The organism is Pseudomonas sp. LBUM1656, from assembly GCF_059716065.1.
Genome location: NZ_CP166800.1, coordinates 3,413,931 through 3,429,666, shown reverse-complemented (window position 1 = coordinate 3,429,666; position 15,736 = coordinate 3,413,931). Strand labels below are relative to the sequence as shown.

Annotated in this window: 15 protein-coding genes; 6 read left to right on the top strand and 9 right to left on the bottom strand. The window is 61.5% G+C overall.

Annotated elements, in window-relative coordinates:
* The first annotated feature begins 39 nt into the window (after nt 1-39).
* The 6 genes from ACA072_RS15480 (at nt 40) to ACA072_RS15455 (ending at nt 2,754) form a co-directional block, all read left to right on the top strand.
* On the top strand, nt 40-339 hold the full coding sequence (locus tag ACA072_RS15480; RefSeq protein WP_497618748.1) for a DUF5629 family protein: 300 nt from the start codon (nt 40-42) through the stop codon (nt 337-339).
* Nucleotides 332-1,501, top strand: coding sequence for a lactonase family protein (locus ACA072_RS15475; protein ID WP_497618746.1), 1,170 nt, complete (start codon nt 332-334; stop codon nt 1,499-1,501). The genes ACA072_RS15480 and ACA072_RS15475 overlap by 8 nt, the downstream gene beginning before the upstream one ends.
* A gap of 155 nt (nt 1,502-1,656) precedes the next feature.
* On the top strand, nt 1,657-1,836 hold the full coding sequence (locus ACA072_RS15470) for a hypothetical protein (RefSeq protein WP_010459844.1): 180 nt from the start codon (nt 1,657-1,659) through the stop codon (nt 1,834-1,836).
* Between the two features lie 210 nt (nt 1,837-2,046).
* Nucleotides 2,047-2,172 (top strand): hypothetical protein, encoded by a 126-nt coding sequence (locus tag ACA072_RS15465; protein WP_497618744.1) that lies wholly within the window; start codon nt 2,047-2,049, stop codon nt 2,170-2,172.
* Nucleotides 2,173-2,287: 115 nt separating this feature from the next.
* Nucleotides 2,288-2,500: a hypothetical protein gene (locus ACA072_RS15460; RefSeq protein ID WP_497618742.1), complete on the top strand. Its 213-nt coding sequence runs from the start codon at nt 2,288-2,290 to the stop codon at nt 2,498-2,500.
* Nucleotides 2,497-2,754, top strand: a complete 258-nt coding sequence (locus ACA072_RS15455) for a hypothetical protein (protein ID WP_497618740.1) — start codon at nt 2,497-2,499, stop codon at nt 2,752-2,754. The genes ACA072_RS15460 and ACA072_RS15455 overlap by 4 nt, the downstream gene beginning before the upstream one ends.
* Before the next feature lie 195 nt (nt 2,755-2,949).
* Here ACA072_RS15455 and ACA072_RS15450 read toward each other — a convergent pair whose 3' ends face one another.
* From ACA072_RS15450 to ACA072_RS15410, 9 genes are all read right to left on the bottom strand, one after another.
* Nucleotides 2,950-3,546: a glutathione S-transferase gene (locus ACA072_RS15450; RefSeq protein WP_497618738.1), complete on the bottom strand. Its 597-nt coding sequence runs from the start codon at nt 3,544-3,546 to the stop codon at nt 2,950-2,952.
* A complete protein-coding gene (locus ACA072_RS15445; RefSeq protein ID WP_497618736.1) occupies nt 3,543-7,184 on the bottom strand; it encodes an AAA family ATPase in 3,642 nt (1,213 codons plus the stop codon). Before ACA072_RS15445 ends, ACA072_RS15450 begins: the two co-directional genes overlap by 4 nt.
* Nucleotides 7,181-8,425 (bottom strand): exonuclease SbcCD subunit D C-terminal domain-containing protein, encoded by a 1,245-nt coding sequence (locus tag ACA072_RS15440; RefSeq protein ID WP_497618734.1) that lies wholly within the window; start codon nt 8,423-8,425, stop codon nt 7,181-7,183. The genes ACA072_RS15445 and ACA072_RS15440 overlap by 4 nt, the downstream gene beginning before the upstream one ends.
* A gap of 274 nt (nt 8,426-8,699) precedes the next feature.
* Nucleotides 8,700-10,340, bottom strand: coding sequence for a BatD family protein (locus tag ACA072_RS15435; RefSeq protein WP_497618732.1), 1,641 nt, complete (start codon nt 10,338-10,340; stop codon nt 8,700-8,702).
* Nucleotides 10,337-12,073, bottom strand: coding sequence for a tetratricopeptide repeat protein (locus tag ACA072_RS15430; RefSeq protein WP_497618730.1), 1,737 nt, complete (start codon nt 12,071-12,073; stop codon nt 10,337-10,339). The genes ACA072_RS15435 and ACA072_RS15430 overlap by 4 nt, the downstream gene beginning before the upstream one ends.
* Entirely contained in the window at nt 12,070-13,149 is a 1,080-nt protein-coding gene (locus tag ACA072_RS15425; protein ID WP_497618729.1) for a vWA domain-containing protein, read from the bottom strand. Before ACA072_RS15425 ends, ACA072_RS15430 begins: the two co-directional genes overlap by 4 nt.
* On the bottom strand, nt 13,142-13,636 hold the full coding sequence (locus ACA072_RS15420; RefSeq protein WP_109630619.1) for a DUF4381 domain-containing protein: 495 nt from the start codon (nt 13,634-13,636) through the stop codon (nt 13,142-13,144). Before ACA072_RS15420 ends, ACA072_RS15425 begins: the two co-directional genes overlap by 8 nt.
* Complete coding sequence (locus ACA072_RS15415) at nt 13,633-14,577, bottom strand: DUF58 domain-containing protein (protein WP_438659141.1); 945 nt, start codon at nt 14,575-14,577, stop codon at nt 13,633-13,635. The genes ACA072_RS15420 and ACA072_RS15415 overlap by 4 nt, the downstream gene beginning before the upstream one ends.
* 5 nt (nt 14,578-14,582) lie before the next feature.
* Nucleotides 14,583-15,542 (bottom strand): AAA family ATPase, encoded by a 960-nt coding sequence (locus ACA072_RS15410; protein ID WP_003218556.1) that lies wholly within the window; start codon nt 15,540-15,542, stop codon nt 14,583-14,585.
* Nucleotides 15,543-15,736: the final 194 nt, after the last annotated feature.

The window sequence follows — 15,736 nt, the reverse complement described above, 5'->3', positions numbered from 1 at the left end:
AGCTATCATTGCGTCTTTCCCATTCAAAGATTGACTGCCATGACTGCCCCAACCGACACCTTGCTCGCCACCCTCGAACACTGCGATATGGTGGAAATCGACGGGCTGCACGCCTTCGAATTCTCCCTCGATGAGGACGACAATCTGCACATCGAATGCCTCGACGGCCGTGTGTCCAAGCACTGGGAGTTCACCCCGGCCGAAGTCGAGGCCGCGACCTTCGACCCAACCCTGCAAAGCTGGTTGATCACCGGTGCTTCCGGCGAGCACCGCTTGGTGTGCATGACCGCGTTCCGCGGTGATGACGACGAGGAAGAAGAAGGGAATCTGGATGCATAAGCTTTGGCCACTGTTGATGGCCGGCAGCATCGGCGCGATGGGCATTGAGGCTGCATCGGCCGACGACTATCAATTGCTGGTCGGTTCCTACACCGCGGGGCAGAGCGAAGGGATTTATCGCCTGAACTTCGACAGCGCCACCGGGCAGATCAACCCCAAGCCGCTGCAAGTGGTCAGCAGTGAAAACCCGTCGTGGCTGACCGTTTCCAAGGATCAGCAGCACCTGTTCGTGGTCAACGAAAACGGCCCCGGACAGAAAGATCCGGTCGGGCGCGTCAGCAGTTATGTGATCAATCCGAAGACCCATGCGCTGAGCTTGATCAATCAAGTGCAAAGCCTGGGCAACGAGCCGACGCATTCAAGCCTCAGCGGTGATGCCAGCCATTTGTTCGTCAGTAATTATTCGGTGGTTGAAGACCCGGGTGGCACGTTGGCGGTGTTGCCGGTTGGCGCTGATGGCAAGCTCAAAAACGTAGTGCAGATGAGCAGTCACCCGTCGAGCCGGGTCAATCCTGAGCGGCAGATGTCGGCGCATGTGCATTCGACGGTTTCGTCACCCGACGGCCAGTTTGTGTTCTCCAATGACCTGGGCGGCGACAAGATCTTTGTCTACCGCTTCGATCCCAAGGCGAACCCGGAGCTACCGCTGGTTGCCGCAACCCCGGCGTCCGTCCAGTTGCCAGCTGGCAGCGGGCCGCGTCATTTGCTGTTCAGCGCCGATGGCAAACACGCCTGGCTGACCATGGAAATGAGCGCGCAGGTCGCGGTATTCGATTACCAGAACGGCAAGCTCGAGCAAACCCAGATGGTGGATCTGGCGGCAGGTCAACCTGTCTCCCACAAGGCCGCCGCTGCGCTGCACGCGTCTGCCGATGGCAAGTTCCTCTACGTCAGCAACCGTGGCACTGCCAATCAGTTGCTCGTATTTGCGATCGATCCCGCGAGTGGCCATCTCAAGGAGCTGCAGCGTCGTTCGGTGGAAGGTGATCACCCGCGTGAGTTCAGCCTCGACCCGAGCGGCAAGTTCTTGCTGATTGCCAATCAGAAGAGCAACCAGATTGTCATCGTCGAACGCGATACCAAGAGCGGTCTGCTGGGTAAAACCGTGCAGAAGCTGCCGATGGATGCCCCGAGCGACCTCAAGTTCCTGGTGCGTCAATAGGCCGCAGGCCCCGGTTGATGGGGCCTGCATCCTTGTATTAATGAGGCTGATATCTGCTAATGCTACAAAAGATTTCAAGGCGCCAACCTCGAAGGTTAAGTTTGCTCCACGGCCCCACCGGGCAAGCAAGCCAACTGACTCCGAGGAATACCGCCATGAACTTCAATCTCTTCTCCATCATCGCCGCTTCTGCCATCTCAGCCACCGTTGCTCTGCCAGCCAGCGCCAACGTTGAAATCAGCGACAAAAAATCCCACGCCCAGAGCTACACCCAAAAATACCTGCAACAGAGCGCCAACTTCTACGCGGCGCTGGATCACAAGACCCAAGCCTGAAATTCAAGTCCTGCACCTTTTATGCAGGAGCGAAATCACTTGCGCCAATCGGGCTGAAAAGCGTCGAGAAACCTGAGTGATGTCGCTCCTGCATAACGCGTTTACGACAGCATCACATAGCCATCAATCAAGCGCTTGATATCACATAGCCATACGTTTAGATTTGACGCTGAGTTTTTGACTCCTTATCTAATAAAAAGGATCGACAGCATGGCGATGCGTCTGGCAGTGGTTCTTCTTTTTCTCTATTCCACGCCCATTCTTTCGGCTGCCCAGCCCGTTCCAGACGAGCCGGATGCGGCCCGCGCGCGCTTGATGAGTTTTATTGAAGACTGAAATAGACTGGCTTAATGATTAATGAAGCTGATGGTTACTATGGAAAACCCTGAGTGGTTGTCACAGCTTTTTTGATCGATTCTGTGGGCTCTGAAACATGCCCACGGAGATCACCATGGCCAGCTCAATCATCACTTCTGCCAAATACGGCGCCTACCTGGCCATAGGTCTTTACGTGGCCCTGGTACTGGTCGTCAGCATTTCGGCGCAATCGCAGCACACCTTCGAAGCACCCGTTCAGGTCGCTTATCCCGCCATCCAGTTCGAGCTCCGCGCGCAAAACGTAGTGGTCGATCAAGCAGACTTGGCGGGAGCGGCAGGGGCATGAAAGGGGGCAAACTCTGGGTCATCGCCTTCCTGGCGTTCATGACCAATGGCTCTTCCCTGTTAGGGATAGGGCAGGGCTCGGCGGGTTCCGTCGCACGGTCCATCGAAGCCAATCACAACCTTGCGCGTGACATTGAAACGGCGAAGGCCTTGGGGCTGCTGGCAGGCAATCCACCCATGAAACGCCAGGACGATTTCTTCGGGCCGTTCCAGGTTGATTGCTCGGTGCTGGAGATGTGTGAAGTGTTCGCCTGAACCTCCAGACGACGCACTCTTTGTAGCAGCTGGCGAAGCCTGCGTTCGGCTCGGGCCGCGTTCGGACGAAGCAGTCGTGAATCCGGTATGTCAGATGTATCTAGAAGACCGCGTGCTCTGGTTTCACGACTGCTGCGTCCGAACGCGGCCCGAGCCGAACGCAGGCTTCGCCAGCTGCTACAGGGGGTGGTGCGACTACTTCTGCATCACGCCTACAAACAAGTCTGACTCCAGAAACCGCTGCAACCAAACCTGCAACCGCACATAAGGCGTCTGCCCGAACCACTCGCGATCAACATGGGCGAATTGCCGTATGAACGGCATCAACGCCACATCCGCCAGGCTTGGATGCCCGGCCAGCAAGTAGTCGTGCCCCTTCAGTAACTCATCCAGCTTGCGCAAGAACACCTCGCCCGCCGCACGATACGTTTCCATCGGCTGCTCAGGGTAACGTTCGGCGTACTTGTAGCGATTCAGATGCACCTTGAACGCCTGATCGTTCTCTTCGATCAATGCGGCGATCAGCTGTTGCCCGACAGAATCATCCTTGAGCAGCCAATCCTGCGGATCGTTCTGCTCCAAGGCCCAGTGCATGATCGCCAGGCTTTCATCGATCACCCGACCGTCGACACTCAACACAGGAACCGTGCCCTTGGGCGATAGCGCAAGCATCTCGGCGGGCTTGGCCTTCAGGCTGACTTCGACAATCTGCACCGCAACGCCCGAATAGCGCAGGGCCATGCGCGCCCGCATGGCGTAAGGGCAGCGGCGGAATGAATACAGGGTATTCATTTCACCTCCAAAGTACTCAGGCCATTGCCCTGGCGGTGGACCTGGATCTGCACCGGAATCCGCTCATGCATTTCCTGCACGTGGGAAATCACCGCGACCTTGCGGCCCTGGGCTTGCAAGCCATCGAGTGCATCCATGGCCAGTTGCAGGGATTCCGGATCGAGGCTGCCGAAGCCTTCGTCGATGAACAGCGATTCGATTTTCAGTGTGCTCGAAGCCATCGACGCCAAACCCAGCGCCAAAGCCAACGACACCAGGAACGTCTCGCCGCCCGACAACGAGTGCACCGACCGCAGCTCATCGCCCATCTCGGTGTCCATCACCAATAAACCGAGCATGCTGCCGCCGCGCTTCAGGCGATAACGCCGCACCAGTTGCCGCAACTGCACGTTGGCGTGATGCACCAGCAAATCGAGGTTGTAGGCCTGGGCGATCTTGCGGAAGGTGTCACCAGTGGCCGAGCCGATCAGCGCATTCAAACGCGCCCAGCGCTGGTATTCGCTGTAGGCGTCGGCGATCTGCTGCGCCAGGGCCTGATTGGCGTTCTGCCGACGCTGATCCTCGGCCTGTTCGGCACGCAGTTCGGCGCAACGGTGTTCGCTGGCGGCGAACAGGTTTTGCAGGTCTGTCAGGGCCGCGGCGAGTTGCTCAGCGTCGAGATTGCCATTGTGTTGCGCCTGATGATTGAGCAGGCGCTGATCCCGCTCTTGCAAGCGCACGTTGGCCTGTTCGATGGCTTTTTCGCTTTGCTGCAATTGCTGCCGCAGTTCGCTGACTTGCTGATCATCGACACTCAACAGGGCTTCCAGCCCGCCGTCATCCAGCTCCGGATGCAAGGCGCGCCAGTCGGTGATCTTCGCGCTCAGTTCACGGTCCTCGGTTTCCAGGGCCAGCAGCCGCTCTTGTTTGGCTTTGAGTTCAGCGGCCAGTTCGACTAACCGTGTGCGCACGGTTTGCAGTTCCTGACTGGCCGTTGCCTGGGCAGTGCGCGCCTGTTCGACGGCTTGATCCAGTTGCTGCTGCCAGTGTTCGGCGCTGCTGTGTTCGCCGAGCAGTTCGGTCAGTTGTTGCTGGCAAGCCTGTTGCTGCTCGGCCAGGACGGTGAACTGTTGCTGAGCCGCTTCCAGTGCCTGGACGCGGGCCAGTTGGCGGTCCTGTTCTTTTTCCAGCGTCTGCTGGCGTTGTTGCTGTTCGCCAAGCTCATCGCGTTGCTGGTCGAGTTGCTCCAGACGCTGGGCGATCTGCCGGTCGAGTTGCATGAAGGTCGCGGCCGGTTCGTTGCGCAAGGCCTCCAGCGTCTCGGCCGGGAGCAGGGTGCTGAAGGCGCTCAACTCCTCGTCGAGACGCTGGCGATCACTGCTCAGTTCACGCTGCTGATTGCTCAGGTGCTGAGAAGCTTGCTGGTTCGCTGCTTCGGCACTGCGCAGTTGCTGCTGAAGGCGAGCGGCGTCCTGTTGCAGGGTGAGCAGGGCGGTTTGCCGTTGTTCATCCTGGGTAATGCTCTGGTTCAACTGGCTGTTTTGCTGCACCAGCCAACCGTCGCGTTTGCTCGCGTCCTGAGCCAGCAATTGCGTGGACAACGGATGCGCTTCGAGGCTCGGCGTCAGGCCTTGTTGCTGGGTGGCGAGTTGCTCCTGTTGCTGCAACAGTTCCTTCTGCTGAGCAATCAAGCCGCCGACTTCGCCGCGTAAATCAGTGAGTTTTTCTTTCAACAGGTCGACGGCTTTCTGAGCGTTGGCCTGTTCGCTTTCATCGTGGCGACCGAGGCTCTGCAACAACGCTTCGGGTTGATGATAAGGATGGTCGTGGCTGCCGCAGACCGGGCACGGCTGATCGTCCTGCAACTGTGCGCGCAACTCTTCGACGCTGGCGCTGCGGGCCAGACGCTGACGCTCCAGCAGTTCGCGAGTGACGCTCAGGGTCTGTTCGGCGACCACCAGGTCGTTCTTGGTTTTCACGCCGTCCTGGGTCAGGCGATCACGCTCCTGTTGAGCGCTGAGTTGACGCTGCTGGAGATCGGCGGAGCGCTTGTCGATCTCCTGCTGGCTGGCCCACAGCCGTGTCAGTTCCTCGAACGCTCGCAGTTGTTTGCGGTTGTCCTGCAACAGAGTACCGAGCAGCTGGATCTGTTCGGCCACAGCCTCAGGCTCGGCACCGGCCTCTTTGTAGAGCACTTCCAGATGCTGCTTTTGAGCCGCCAGTTCTTCGCTCGCGCGGGCGGCGCTTTGCTCAAGGGCCGCCAGTTCCGCCTGCCCCTTGTTCAAGCGATTACCGATCAGCATCAGCTGTTGCAGGCGATCCCTGTAAGCGTTCCACGCCTCGCTCAAGGGCGCCAGAGGCGTGCTTTGCTCAAGCTCCCCGGCAATCCGCGCCAGACGTGCGGCCACCTGCTTTTGTTGCTCGAGCAGGCCTTGAATCGTGTTCTGCCCTTGGGTGCTGGCCAGTTCCGCTTGTTGCTTGAGGTCCGCACTCGCGCTGGCATCTTTGATCAGCCGGGCGAGGGTGCTTTGTGCTTCAAAGGCCTGGCGCAGCAGCGGAGCTTTAGTAGTGTGTTGGCTCTGGGCTTCGACCAGCGCGGTCTGCGCAGCGCTCAAACTCTGTTCGAGTTGCGCCTGACGCTCATTCAACTCGGTTTGCTGCTGGGTGTGCTGCTGAATCTGCGCCGCCAGCGGGGTGAGCTGGGCCGTGAGTTCGGTCTTGCGGGCGAACTGGTGCCGTTGCGGGGCCAGTTGCTCCAGGCGAGTCAGCTTCAACCGTTCGCCGGCCAGGCTTTCCCAGTGTTGCCGGGCGCCGGTCAGTTGTTCGACGGCGCTCTGCTGATCATCTTGTATCTGGCGCAGCTCCTTGAGCCAGGTGTGCTGCAACTCAAGCTGTTTGAGCTGCGCTTGCTGGGTCTTGAGTTGCTGCTGCGCCTCGTTGAAGCGTTCATCCAGCTCGGCCCGGGCTTCGGGTGACAGAGGCGTCACGCCCGTGGCCTGATCCTGCAACAGCTTGTGCGCTTCACGGGCATCCTTGGCTTTGTCGAAAGCGCGGCGACCAAGACGGGTGTAAAGCGCCGTGTCGGTGAGCTTCTCCAGCAGTTCGCTGCGCTCGTTGTCGTTAGCCTTGAGGAAGGCACTGAACTCGCTCTGGGCCAGCAGCACGGCGCGGGTGAACTGTTCGAAGTTCAGGCCAAGCACGGCTTCGAGCTGGGTTTTGAACTCGACTTTCTGACTGGCCAGCAACTGATCCTGATCGATGTCTCGCAGACTTTGACGACTGATTTGCATCTTGCCGCCGGCCTTTTCCCGGGCGCGATTGGCTTCCCAGCGCGCACGGTAACGGCGGCCGTCGATGCCGACGAAATCCACTTCGGCATACCCTTCGCCAGTGCCACGACGCAGCAAGGTGCGCGGGTCGCCGGTACTGATTTCGCCGTCGGCATCCGGCGCCTTGGCCGATACCTGAGCGTTGCTCAAGCGCGGCACGGCACCAAACAGGGCGAGGCACAAGGCGTCGAGCAAGGTGCTTTTGCCGGCGCCGGTCGGCCCGGTGATCGCGAACAGGCCGGCGCTGGCCAGTGGTTCAGCGGTGAAATCGATTTCAAAAGGCCCGGCCAGGGAGGCGAGGTTTTTCAGGCGGATCGCGAGGATCTTCATGGTTGTTCGCTCTCCATCTGCACGTCTTGCAGCAGCTCGGCAAAGTCCTTCAGCGTCTGCTCATCGACCTCGCTGCCGTAGCTGTCCTGCCAGGCGCGACTGAACAATTCCTGAGGCGTGAGCTGGTCCAGTTCAATCAACGTGGTGCCGTCATCGACGCCCTCGCGACTGCCGTTGCCGGCGTATTCGGCGGCGATGCGCACCAGACGCACGGCTTTGCCTTGCAGGGCGGTTTCCACTTGATGGCGCAGGTCGGGTTGCGGTTCATCGAGACGCACACGCACTTCCAGCCACGGCTGGCGCTGGATGTCGGCCAGCAAATCGATGTTCGGCAGGTCGGCCAGTTGCAAGAGGATTTCGGCGAGTGGCGCCGGGCCGATGCGTTGCAGGTTGACCGCGCGGGGGATCAGTTTCGGTTCGACGCTGACCAGGGTTTCGCCGTCGAGAATGACGTCGAGAATCTGATGCTGATAACCGATTTCCGAGAACGACAACGGAATCGGCGAGCCGCTGTAGCGGATGCGTTCTTCACCGTTAACCTTCTGCGGCTTGTGCAAATGCCCCAGCGCCACGTAACTGATGCTCGGCCCGAACAGGCTGGCGGGCAGGGCTTCGGCGTTGCCGATGATCAGGCTGCGCTCGGAGTCTTCCGACACGGAGCCACCGGCCATGTGCGCATGGCTGATGGCAATCAGCGCCTGGCCGGGCTTGCGCTTGGCGTTGGCCGCTTCGATCAGCCATTCGTGAACCTGACCGATACCACGCAGGTAGTTGTCGCCCAACTGCGCGCCGGTGACTTCGGCCGGGCGCAGAAACGGCAGCGCCAGGCACCAGCCGGCAATTTCGCCGCTGGCATCCGGCAACGGCAGTAACAGCCGCTCGGCATCCAGTTGGCCGTCATCCAGCCAAAGCACACGCCCGAGCGCGTGGGTGCGCAAACGGCGCATCAACGGTGCAGGCAGTTCGATCCGCGAGCCGGAGTCGTGGTTGCCAGCGATGATCACGATGGTCAGCAACGGTTGCTGCTCGTGGGCGCTGACGATGAATTCGTAGAGGCGTTCCTGGGCTTTGACCGGCGGATTGACCGTGTCGAAGATATCGCCGGCGATCAACAGCACATCGGGCTGGTCCAGCTTCAGCTGGATCAGCAGCCAGTCGAGAAAGCAGGCGTGCTCGAAATCGCGTTCCTGGCCGTGCAGGTTCTGCCCAAGATGCCAGTCGGAGGTGTGAAACAGACGCAAGGCGAACTCCGTAGGAAATAAGGTAATGGCCGCGAGGAAAATGAGGGCGGCGAAAAGAGTGGGAGTTTACTGGCAAACACGTCGAATGTGGCCAACACCACAACCCTGTAGCAGCTGCCGAGCAGCGCGAGGCTGCGTTCGGCGACGAAGTCGTCGTGAAATCAGCGCATGCGGTGTATCAGGATGACCGCATACGCAGGTTTTACGACGACTTCGTCGCCGAACGCAGCCTCGCGCTGCTCGGCAGCTGCTACAGGGTGTGTGGTGGCAGTAATTATTTTGGGTAAAGCGGCGGGAGGCCGCTGTCACCTACTGGATCCTGAATCCGTTCGGCAATCGGGATCGCCTTGATCGCCCGCCACAACTCTTCGCCTTGCCAGTGCTGGCCGGTTTCGCTGTAGAGCGCGCCGTTCAGGCCGTCCAGTGCGTCGGAAAGCGGTACGAAGCGGGCGGCCATGTCGGCGAGGGTTTCCGGTTGCTGCCGGGCCCAGGCGTCGAGGGCCTGACGGGTGGCGTGGGGGTCGTTGGCCTGGCAGGCACGTTTGAGTTCGTCGAGGACGGTACGTGGGCTCGGGCCGGTCTGCGCGGCGCGCAGCACCGCAGGCTTCCAGCGGCCACGCCACCAGAGGCCGAAGCCCAGAAACGTCGTACAGGCCAGGATCAATGTGCTGAGTTTCCACTTCCACAGGGTTTCGCTGTCGACGCCGGCGTTCGCTTGCGCGGTACTCATCGGTGTATCGACCACCAGGCTCGGATTGCTCGCCACTTGCAGGCTTCGGGCCGGCAGGCTGCTGTGCTCCAGGTGATCTTCGAAAGTGTTCCACCAGACCACTTCCACCGCAGGCAGCTCGATTGCACCACTGCGGCCTGGCACCAACGCTTCGCGATCCTCACGACTGCCGATCAAGCCGCGCTCGGTACTCTGGTTGCTCAGTACCGGCTGATCCGGGTAGCGCCGCAGGCCGTTGACGTCGGTAGCGGGCAACGGCGGCAATTGCGAGCTGGCCAGGCCTTCGGCTTGTAAGGTCAGGCTGCGGGTCAGCGAATCGCCCACCTGCGCACGGTCCGGCTCCGGGTTCCAGCTTTCACTCAGGGTCAGGCTGCGGGCCGGTAGCCAGGGCAGGTCAGCCGGGTAGGTAATGGGTTTGGCCTTGACCGTCAGCAGAAGCGGGGCGGAGCTGACGCGCAACAGTTTTCCGGATTTCGGCCCCTGGGTGGGCGCGTCCTGGGCGGGCTGCGCATCCACGAGCGTGGCACTGAAGATCTGCGCCGGAATGGTCAATTCGCCGCTGTGTTGCGGGTAGATCGCATAGCGCATTTCGATCACGCCATGACGCAGATTGTTGATGACTTTCTCGTACGTGCGCGACTCTCCCAGTTGTTCGATGCGCGCATCGGGAATTTGCAACGGAGTCAGGCTGCTGTCGTCGTACAGCGACACCGAATGGTAGATGCGCAAGGTCAGGATGGCCTGGGCCTGCACGTACACGCTGGTCTGGTCGAGGCTGGCGTCGATGAACACCGGGGCCAGTTTGTTTGCGGTGTCCTGGGTTTCGCTCTCGACCACTTGCACGGTGATCGGCTGGCTCTGCACCTCGCCCAGTTGCAACGGTGGAATCGTCACGCTGCCGTTTTCCTTCGGCAGCAAGGTGATGATCCAGCGCGTGGTGGCGCGGTTGTCGCCGTTCAGGGTGGTCAGCTGGTTGACCTGGCGGGTGCCACGCACTTCGAATATCGGCTCCAGCGGCGCCAGGTCGGGCTTGCCGAACTGTGTCACGTCGTTGGATTCCAGGGTCAGTTCGACCGTCTCGCCGGAGTTCAGGCGACTGCGGTCGACACTGGCGACCAGCGTCGCCGCCTGGGCTTCAACGGTGCTGAACAGCAGGACGAGCATGAAAAGGGTGAAGCGGGTCATCGCGTTTTTTCCTGATCCTGATGTTGTTGCTGTTCGTACCAGAATTTGCGCCTGAGCAACTCACCCGGGTCATCGGGGATCTTGCGCAGCCATTGCTCCAGCGCCTGACGCTGTTCGCCATCGATATTGTCGCTGGCCGGCCGCATCGGTGGCGTGGTGGTTTGCTCGTCCCCCAATTCGCTCCCCGGCACTTCATTGGCGCCCGGCTTCGGTGGGGTGGTGGCCTGTTGCCCGGCGTCCGGTGTGGTCTGCTCGGCATCGGATTTCGGATGGTCAGAGTCCGCCGGTTGCGTGGCGGCCCCCGGTGGCGGTTCCTGCGCGGTGGTCTCAGGCTCTTGATCGGCGGGTTTCTGCGGCTCGACCGGCGGCGTGTTCTTCTGCTTGAGCAGACTTTCCACCAGTGCCTTGTTGGTCTGTGCCGGGCGCAAATCCGGTTGCCGTTCCAGCGCCTGATCGTAAGCATCCAGTGCCGCTTCCAGCTCGCCGCTTTTGGCGAGGGCGTTGCCACGATTGTAGTGGGCGTGGGCGTCGTTGCCTTGGGCGAACCGCTGGGCGGCACCGCTGTAGTCGCCGGCCTCATACAGCGCCACGCCTTGCCACTGCGGATCTTCAAAATGCTGCGAAGCCTTGGCCGGATGGCCCTGTCTGAGCAAATGCAGGCCTCGCTGATCGGGGCGCAGCCACAAGTCTTCGAAGTCGAATGCATAGCTGGGTTGCGGCAACAGGAACAGTAACGGCAAGCAGAACAACCAGCCACGGCGACCGGCGCAGGCGGCGAGCAACAACAGCGGCAGCAGCAACCAGTAACCCTGATCGGCCCAGGTGTCGAGGCGCAAGGTCTGACCGTCGTTGCGCAGCGAGCGTGGACCGTCGAGCAGGCCAAGCCCGCGCAGGTCGGCATCGCCCAGACGCGCCGGGCGATAGCGTCCGCCGAGTTCATTGGCAAAGGCTTTCAGGCTTGGACTGTCCAGGTGTGGCACCAGAATCGCGCCCTGATCGTCCTTGAGGAAACTGCCATCCTCCTGTGCGACCGGTGCGCCTTCGGCGGTGCCGATACCGAGCATTAGAAACTGCGTCGATTTTCTCTCCAGCGCCTGGCGAATGCCTTCACGTTCCAGGTCCGTCAGGGTAGAGCCGATCAACAGGATCCGGCCCTCACCCAAATCGCCCTGATTGAGCAACGCAAGGGCCTTGGTCACCGCAAGATCGGCACGATGGCCGGCCTCGGGCATCAGCGACGGCTTGAGCGCGTCCAGCAGATTACGGCTGGTCGACAGGTCATCCGACAGTGGCACCAAGGTGTGGGCGCTGCCGGAATAGACGACGATGGCCGTCTGGGCGTCGCTGCGGACTTGCAGCAGGTCCAACAGCTTGCGCCGGGCCTGTTCGAGTCGGTTCGGCGCAACGTCGGTGGCGAGCATTTCCGGGGTCAGCTCAAGCACGACCACCAGCGGGTCGGCGGGTTTCTGGCTGAGTTGTTCGACGCGCTGCCAACTCGGCCCCAACAAGGCCAGAACGGTCAGCACCCACGCCACGCCGAGGACGACCCACGGCAACTTGCTGTCGCGACCGTTGCCACCGCTCAGCAGGGCGGCGTGAAAGGCCGGTGGCAAGATCATCTGCCAGCGCCCGGCGCGTTTTTGCCGGTGCCAGAGTTGCCAGAGCAGCCAGCCCAGCAGCGGCAACAACAGCAGCCACCAGGGGCGGAACCAGTACGGCCAGAGCGCACTCATCGGCGCCTCCGCAGACGCAAGCGTTTGAGCCGCTGGCGCCAGTCAGGCAGTTGCGTCTGCAAAAACAGATCCTTGGTAAACAGCCGTTGCAGCGGGTTATCCGGCCAGCGCTCACGCACTACCAACAACATGCTCAACAACAACGCCAGCGCCAAAGGCCATTGATACAGCGCCTGCGCCGGGCGGGCCTGGGTCGGTTGTTGAGTCACCGGTTCGAGTGTGTCGAGGGTGTCCTTGATCACCTGCAGTTCTTTGCCATCGTGGGCGCGGAAGTACTGACCGCCGGTGGCTTGGGCGATGGCTTGCAGCGCCGGTTCGTCGAGGTCCAGGCTCGGATTGACCCCGAGGAAACCCAAGGTGCCGCTTTGCTCCGGGTCGGCGCCGATGCCGATCGGGTAGATTTTCACGCCTTCTTTGGCGGCCAGTCGCGCCGCCGTGAGCGGGTCGATTTCACCGCCGTTGTTGGCGCCGTCCGTGACCAGGATCAGCACGCGGCTCTGGGCCGGGCGCATGCGCAGGCGTTTAAGGGCCAGGCCGATCGCATCACCGATTGCGGTGTTTTTGCCGGCGATGCCGATGCGCGCTTCGTCGAGCCACACGCGTACGGTGCGTCGGTCGAACGTCAGCGGTGCTTGCAGGTAAGCCTGGCTGCCGAACAGGATCAGGCCGACGCGATCGCCGTCGCGACTTTCAAGGAAGTCACCAAGCAGATGCTGAACGAGTGAGAGGCGGCTGACGTCTTCGTCCTGCCACTGCATGTCGGGGAAATCCATGGAGCCGGACACGTCCACGGCCACCAGCAGATCGCGACCACTGGCGGCAATCGGCAGTGGGTCGCCCAGCCATTGCGGGCGCGCCGCCGCCATCAGCAACAGCAGCCACAACAGAATGAACGGGGCTTGCTGGCGCCAGGCCGGCAAATTGGCCCGGGCGCGACGACGGGCCAGGCCTTCGAGGTCATTCAGGAAGCTGACCTTGAGCGCCGGTTCGCCACTGTCGGCGACCGGCAGCAGGATACGCATCAACCAGGGCAGCGGCAGCAGGGCAAAGATCCATGGCCAGGCGAACTCAAACATGTTTGCGAATCCAGGTGTCGACGGCTTGGGTGAGGCCGGCGATGGCCTTGTCGTCGAGTTTGCATTCAGGTTTGTAGGCGCCCTCGACCAGCACCATCCAGCGGGTCAGACCGGCGGCCGGGCAGCGGTTGTCGAGGAACGCCAGCCATTTGCGCCCGTTAAGTGTGTGGCTCTGGCTGTAGGGGTAATGGTTGCGGCACAGGCGTTTGAGCAAGCCGTTGAGCTGCTGCAACCAGGCGCCGGCCGGTGCGCCGTCGTAGGGTTTTGGCATCAGCGCCAGTTCGGCCAAGGCGGCGATACGCACCGGGTCCAACGGTTGTTCGGCGCGGACGATCGGGCGTTTGTCGGGAATGAAGCGCCGAGCCTTCCACAGCCCGAAACCGATCAGCGGCAGCAATAACAGCAACAGCCACCAGCCAGGCGCGGGGGGCCAGAACTCGATGGGCGGCGGGGAGATCAGCGGTTGCAGTTGATCGAGGCTGCTCATCGACCTTTTCCCGGTTTCTGTGGGTTCAGGTACTCGCGCAGTTGCTCGACCATCTCGCTCTGGGTGCTCAACGGCATCAGCAAGACGCGCAGCTTTTGCGCGAGCAATTCCCAGCGGGCAATACGCGCTTCGGCCTGGGCGCGGTAGGTCTGGCGCAGGTCGAAATTCAGCGTGTCGAGTTCCAGTTGCGCGCCACGTTCGGCGAAGCGCAGCAAACCGGCGGCGGGCAGGGCGTGGTCCAGTGGATCGGACAAGGGCAACAGCAACAGGTCGCAATGGCGCGACAACAGACTCAGCTGCTGTTCAGAACCTTCGGTCAAGGCGCGTTCATCACAGATCACGATCACCAGGCTGCCGGGGCGCAGCACTTCCCGCGCACGACGCAGCGCGAGGTTCAGGGAATCGCGGTTCTGTTCGCTTTCGGTGTGCAGCGACTGATTGACCCGCACCAAGCGGTTCAGCAGTTGCAATAGGCTTTGTTTGCTGCGCCGGGGTTTGATTTCGTAGTGCTCGTTGTCGCCGAACACCAGCCCGCCGACCCGGTCGTTATGGCCCAGGGCTGCCCAGCCAATCAGGCTCGCGGCCTGGGCGGCAAGTACCGACTTGAACATCAGGCCGGAACCGAAGAACAGCCGACGGCTTTGCTCGACCATGATGAAAATCGGTCGTTCGCGTTCTTCGTGAAACAGTTTGGTGTGCGGCTCCTGGGTTCGTGCGGTGACGCGCCAGTCGATGGTGCGCACGTCGTCGCCGGCCTGATAAACCCGCACCTGATCGAAGTCCACGCCACGGCCACGCAGCTTGGAGTGGTGCAGGCCGATCAGCGGGCTGCGCTGGCTCGGCGTGGAAAACAGCTGCACTTCGCGCACGCGATGGCGCATCTCGATCAGCTCGGCGAGGCTGACGCGGATGCCCGGCTCGGGCGGCAGGAGGGCGTTCATCGGGGTCAAGCGACGGCTACGACGTCGAGAATCCGCTGGACCACCCGGTCCTGATCGATGCCAGCGGCTTCGGCTTCAAAGGAAAGAATGATGCGATGGCGCAATACGTCAAACAGCACCGCCTGGATGTCTTCCGGGCTGACGAAGTCGCGACCGGCCAGCCAGGCGTGAGCCCTGGCACAACGGTCGAGGGCAATCGAGCCGCGCGGGCTGGCGCCATAGGCGATCCATTCGGCCATCTCCGGGTCGAACTTGGCCGGGGTGCGCGTGGCCATGACCAGTTGCACCAGGTATTCCTCCACGGCGTCGGCCATGTACAGGCCGAGGATTTCCTTGCGTGCGGCGAAAATCGCCTGCTGGCTGACCCGGCGTTCGGGTTTTGTTTCGCCATTCAGGGCTTCGCCACGGGCCTGTTGCAGGATCCGGCGCTCGACGGCGGCGTCCGGGAAGCCGATTTTCACGTGCATCAGGAAGCGGTCGAGCTGGGCTTCCGGCAACGGATACGTGCCTTCCTGCTCGATCGGGTTTTGCGTGGCCATCACCAGAAACAGCGGCGACAACTCATAAGTGCTGCGCCCGACACTGACCTGACGCTCGGCCATCGCTTCGAGAAGGGCCGATTGAACCTTGGCCGGGGCACGGTTGATTTCGTCCGCCAGCACCAGGTTGTGGAAGATCGGGCCTTGCTGGAACACGAAGCTGCCGGTTTCCGGGCGATAGATTTCCGTGCCGGTGATGTCGGCCGGCAGCAGGTCGGGGGTGAACTGGATGCGATGGAACTGGGCTTCGATGCCTTCGGCGAGTTCTTTGATGGCCTTGGTCTTGGCCAGCCCCGGGGCGCCCTCGACCAGCATGTGGCCGTCGGCGAGCAAGGCGATGAGCAAGCGCTCGATGAGTTTTTCCTGGCCGAGAATCTGCGTTGAAAGAAAGGTTCGCAGCGCTAGCAGCGCTTCACGATGTTCCATCGATGACTGTTCCTGGAGAGGGTGACCGAAGACGTTCGAATAACGCCAGGGCTGGGGGCGTTACTTTAATCCATCGCGGGGGGCGGCGACTAACGGCATTTTGTGCAAAGTGTGGGAAATGGTTGGGGAAATTGTTGGAGATTTGTGAGGTTCCAGAGATGTGGTGCTGTTCCGGGCCTCTTCGCGAGCAAGCC

What these genes read in the sequence shown, in the direction of transcription:
- ACA072_RS15480 (WP_497618748.1), top strand. Translation starts at nt 40, where the DNA reads ATGACTGCCCCAACCGACACCTTGCTCGCCACCCTCGAACACTGCGAT.
- ACA072_RS15475 (WP_497618746.1), top strand. Translation starts at nt 332, where the DNA reads ATGCATAAGCTTTGGCCACTGTTGATGGCCGGCAGCATCGGCGCGATG.
- ACA072_RS15470 (WP_010459844.1), top strand. Translation starts at nt 1,657, where the DNA reads ATGAACTTCAATCTCTTCTCCATCATCGCCGCTTCTGCCATCTCAGCC.
- ACA072_RS15465 (WP_497618744.1), top strand. Translation starts at nt 2,047, where the DNA reads ATGGCGATGCGTCTGGCAGTGGTTCTTCTTTTTCTCTATTCCACGCCC.
- ACA072_RS15460 (WP_497618742.1), top strand. Translation starts at nt 2,288, where the DNA reads ATGGCCAGCTCAATCATCACTTCTGCCAAATACGGCGCCTACCTGGCC.
- ACA072_RS15455 (WP_497618740.1), top strand. Translation starts at nt 2,497, where the DNA reads ATGAAAGGGGGCAAACTCTGGGTCATCGCCTTCCTGGCGTTCATGACC.
- ACA072_RS15450 (WP_497618738.1), bottom strand. Translation starts at nt 3,546, where the DNA reads ATGAATACCCTGTATTCATTCCGCCGCTGCCCTTACGCCATGCGGGCG.
- ACA072_RS15445 (WP_497618736.1), bottom strand. Translation starts at nt 7,184, where the DNA reads ATGAAGATCCTCGCGATCCGCCTGAAAAACCTCGCCTCCCTGGCCGGG.
- ACA072_RS15435 (WP_497618732.1), bottom strand. Translation starts at nt 10,340, where the DNA reads ATGACCCGCTTCACCCTTTTCATGCTCGTCCTGCTGTTCAGCACCGTT.
- ACA072_RS15430 (WP_497618730.1), bottom strand. Translation starts at nt 12,073, where the DNA reads ATGAGTGCGCTCTGGCCGTACTGGTTCCGCCCCTGGTGGCTGCTGTTG.
- ACA072_RS15425 (WP_497618729.1), bottom strand. Translation starts at nt 13,149, where the DNA reads ATGTTTGAGTTCGCCTGGCCATGGATCTTTGCCCTGCTGCCGCTGCCC.
- ACA072_RS15420 (WP_109630619.1), bottom strand. Translation starts at nt 13,636, where the DNA reads ATGAGCAGCCTCGATCAACTGCAACCGCTGATCTCCCCGCCGCCCATC.
- ACA072_RS15415 (WP_438659141.1), bottom strand. Translation starts at nt 14,577, where the DNA reads ATGAACGCCCTCCTGCCGCCCGAGCCGGGCATCCGCGTCAGCCTCGCC.
- ACA072_RS15410 (WP_003218556.1), bottom strand. Translation starts at nt 15,542, where the DNA reads ATGGAACATCGTGAAGCGCTGCTAGCGCTGCGAACCTTTCTTTCAACG.